Below are 3,351 nucleotides of genomic sequence, written 5' to 3' on the forward strand. Positions count from 1 at the left end.
GTGACGCCGCCGGTGATCGGCACCAGGCAGCGATGAAAGCTCACCGGAATGTCGAAGACTTCGAGCAACAACTGCGGCGTGATGCCGAGGCTCTCCATGCGCGCGTTCATTCGTCGGCCTCGAACTCGCGGACGACCGCCTCCAGCACGGCGATCGGGATGTGCTGGAACTCCTGGTGCAGCCGGTAGTAGCGAACGCGGGGCGACGGATCGGCGATGGCCCGCCACGCCTGGTAGATGCGCTCGCGCGTCGCGTAGTCGGGCAGCGGCACGCGACCGGCCGGACGCCGGGCACCGATGTCTCGGCGGCGCTTGAGCGTCAGCTTGCGGCGGAGCTTGAAGAGCGCGCTCATCAGGTGCGTGGACGCACCGTGGCGGATGAAGTACGTCTCCAGCGCCTTGGCCTCGTTGACGAGGGCCACCGCGCGCAGCCCGGCCCTGAGGGCCGCACCATCGAAGGCGACGCCGATGGTCAGGCTGCGCATCGCGGCGAGGCGACTGAGATCGACGGCCGAGAGCTGCCGAAGGTGGGCCAACTGCTCCATCTCGATGCCTGCCGCGTGGAGCTCGTCCTGCGCGGCGTCGGCCAGGCGCACCGTGACGTGATTGAGGAGGACGAGCCGCACCTGGGCGTCCTGCAGCGGGAGCATCACGCTGCCTCCGAGGCAGAAGCCGCCTCGCCCGCGACGCCGGGTTGCCGGCGAAGGCCACCCGATCGCCTGGCGCAAGCCAGCAGCTCCCAGAACGCCGTTGACGACGGGTCGTCGGGATCGACGAGCCATTGCAGGAACGCCGGCTCCGGCGCGTTCGACGACGCCGCGTTCGGCTCGAGCTGGCCGAGGAGCGCCGCGAGCAGGCACCAGGCGCGGTGGCGCGCAGGATCCTCCGCGTCGCCGTCGGTGAGGGTCGCGATGCGCAAGCCGGCGGGGGACTGCGGTTCCGGCTGAATCACGCCGGAGATGCCGACGGCGTCGGCAAAGCGCCTGGCACGCATCAGCAGTTCGTCCACATCTGCGCCATCGGCGGAGGAGCGGGCCACCGGCGTCGACGGGTCCGCCTGGGACTCGCGCTCGCCCTTCGACCTCAGTGCCAAACGTAGCGACTCGACGGGTTCGCCAAGGTGATGAGCCAGGCCGACTTCGCAGGCCTCGCAGGTGGCGGCGACGCTGAACGTGCCGGTGTGCGGGTACTGCTGCGCGATGCGTCGAAAGACGGGTTCGAACACCTGCGCGTAGAGGTCGTCTTCGGAGATCGAGCTCCGCGTCTGGGCGTAGCGCTTCAGCGCGTTCAGCCGCGGCTGCATCGTCTTGACGTCGAGGCCGGAGAGATCCGTCACTGCTTCGCCGAGGGTTCGCAACCGCTCGGTGGCGAAGAGATGGAGACCGAGAGTCGCGGTGTTGACCGCCAGGCCCAACGCGTGGAGCGCGTCCTCCAGCGGCCGCAGCGTCAAGGTGCGGCCCTGCTCCGCTTCCAGGCGGGACTTGAGCGCGACGATGCCGCACGCCTTGTCCCAGAAGGTCATCTCGCCGCGCTGCTCGTTCTCGATCAGGTGCGCGGTGAGGACGTGGCTCTCGGATCGCCACGGCCGAAACAGCACCACCAGCTTGCGGAAGCGCGGATCGCGCGTCTCGGCCCACAGTTGCCGCAGCGCCAGCAGCCGCGTGTTGCCGCCGGCCTCGACGATGAAGTGCGACTCGCCGGGGCGGCGGGTCACGGTGAGCGGGCTTCTCAGGCCGCTGGTGCGGATCGACTCCTTGATGTCGTCGAACTTCGCGTTCGTCGCGCGCCGCGGGTTGTGCTCGTAGGGCTGGATCTCGTCGACCGCGAGCTCGATCTGGGATTCCGCTCGCGGGTCGACCTGGCCGGCGAGATCGCGGGCGTTGTTGCCCGGGTTTCCGACGCGCAACGACTCGGCGACCAGTCGCCGCCGCTCGTCGACCGACACCTTGCCGCTCATGCCGATCGTTCCTCGGCAGCGGAGTCGCCGGCGTGAACGCCCTGGAGGCTGGGAATCAGCTCCCAGGCGAGCTGGTGCATCACCGTGGACGCGCTCGGCATGACGCCGTCCCTCCGAGGCTCGTGCCGGTGCACCGGGATCCGCAGCGTGGCCGCCTCCTTGTAGGCCTTGGCGTGCGGCACGACGGTGTCGAGCACCGACACCCTGCCCTTCAGGCGGATGAAGTCCTCGCGGATGCCGCTCGCGATGAGACGGGCGTCGGCCGTGCGGTCCTGCCGGTAGATCACCGCCTTCACCGGCCCGAGCGTGGCGCCCAGGGCGCTGCCCGGCTCCAGCCGGTCGAGCAGTTCCATCGTGCCGTCCTTGAACTCCCGCGCGGAGAGAACCTCCGGCGTGATCGGCGAGACGAGGATGTCGGCAGCCATGAGGGCCGCGTCCTGCAGAGGGCCGATGGCGCCCTGCGTGTCGATCAGGACACAGTCATAGGCGTTCGCCACGACGGCAGCCTGCAGGGCGAAACGCAGCCGGAAGCCGCGGTCGATCCGGTTGAGCAGCCAGTTGGGGAGATGGCCCTCGGGGTCGTCCGACACGACGATGTCGAGGTTCGGGAAGACCGTGGCCGTGATGCACGCCGCGGTCACCTCGCCGCGCAGGATCACCTCGGTGAGGCCGGCTGCCGGCTGCGCTGCCGCCAGCGGGAAGTACTTCGACAGCGAGGGCTGGACGTCGGCGTCGACCAGAAGGACGCGCAGCCCCATGTCGGCCAGCAGGGCGCCGAGGTTGGCCGTGAGCGTCGTCTTGCCGACGCCGCCCTTGGTGCTGGTGATGGTGAACTTGATCATCGATTCCGTGCCGATTCAGGTCGGTCCTCAGGCATACGGAATCGCGTGGAAAAGTGTCGGGCTACTCCTTCAGATAGTCGCCAAGCCCCTGATCTGCGAACACCCGACGGATGCGCTTGATCTCCTCGTACAGGGTGCCGCGGGGGATTCGGAGCCGCTCGGCAGCCTCTTTGACCGTCAGCCCCTCCTCGCCGAGCATCCGGCACAGCTGCCGCTGAACCGGCGTCAACCGAGCCAGGGCGCGGCCGATGTCGATGCGCGCGTGGTGGCGATCGACGGCACCGGCCTCGTCCTGCTGGGCCGACTCCTCTTCGGCCAGCAGGTCGGCCAGCGTCAGGCCATCGTCCGAGCCGTCGAGCGCGGCATCGAGCGACAGCGCCTCCTGCTCTCCGGCGCGCTTGTCGGCCTCCCGCTCGCGGATCAGATCCGTGAGCTTGTTGCGGATGACCTGCGCCATGTAGCCCACGGGAGGCGCATCGGGATCGGGCGCGAGCTTCCGTCGCACCACGATCCAGTGCGCCAGGCACTCCTGCATCAGATCGTCGAACTCCTC

General features: G+C 69.2%; 4 protein-coding genes. All 4 read right to left on the bottom strand.

Translation table 11 applies throughout. The annotated features are described in order from the left end of the window. Window positions 1-106 precede the first annotated feature (106 nt). Window positions 107-649, bottom strand: coding sequence for an STY4526/YPO1902 family pathogenicity island replication protein (locus tag PKE44_RS16785; RefSeq protein WP_324553557.1), 543 nt, complete (start codon window positions 647-649; stop codon window positions 107-109). Continuing rightward, window positions 649-1,956, bottom strand: a complete 1,308-nt coding sequence (locus PKE44_RS16790) for a ParB family protein (protein WP_324553559.1) — start codon at window positions 1,954-1,956, stop codon at window positions 649-651. The genes PKE44_RS16785 and PKE44_RS16790 overlap by 1 nt, the downstream gene beginning before the upstream one ends. Further along, the gene (locus tag PKE44_RS16795) at window positions 1,953-2,798 is read right to left on the bottom strand and encodes a ParA family protein (RefSeq protein WP_096448113.1); all 846 of its coding nucleotides are present in this window, start codon (window positions 2,796-2,798) and stop codon (window positions 1,953-1,955) included. Before PKE44_RS16795 ends, PKE44_RS16790 begins: the two co-directional genes overlap by 4 nt. Before the next feature lie 61 nt (window positions 2,799-2,859). After that, a partial coding sequence (locus PKE44_RS16800) for a sigma-70 family RNA polymerase sigma factor (RefSeq protein WP_324553563.1) occupies window positions 2,860-3,351 on the bottom strand: 492 nt, incomplete at its 5' end.

Source organism: Plasticicumulans sp., from assembly GCF_035331805.1.
GTDB lineage: Bacteria > Pseudomonadota > Gammaproteobacteria > Competibacterales > Competibacteraceae > Plasticicumulans.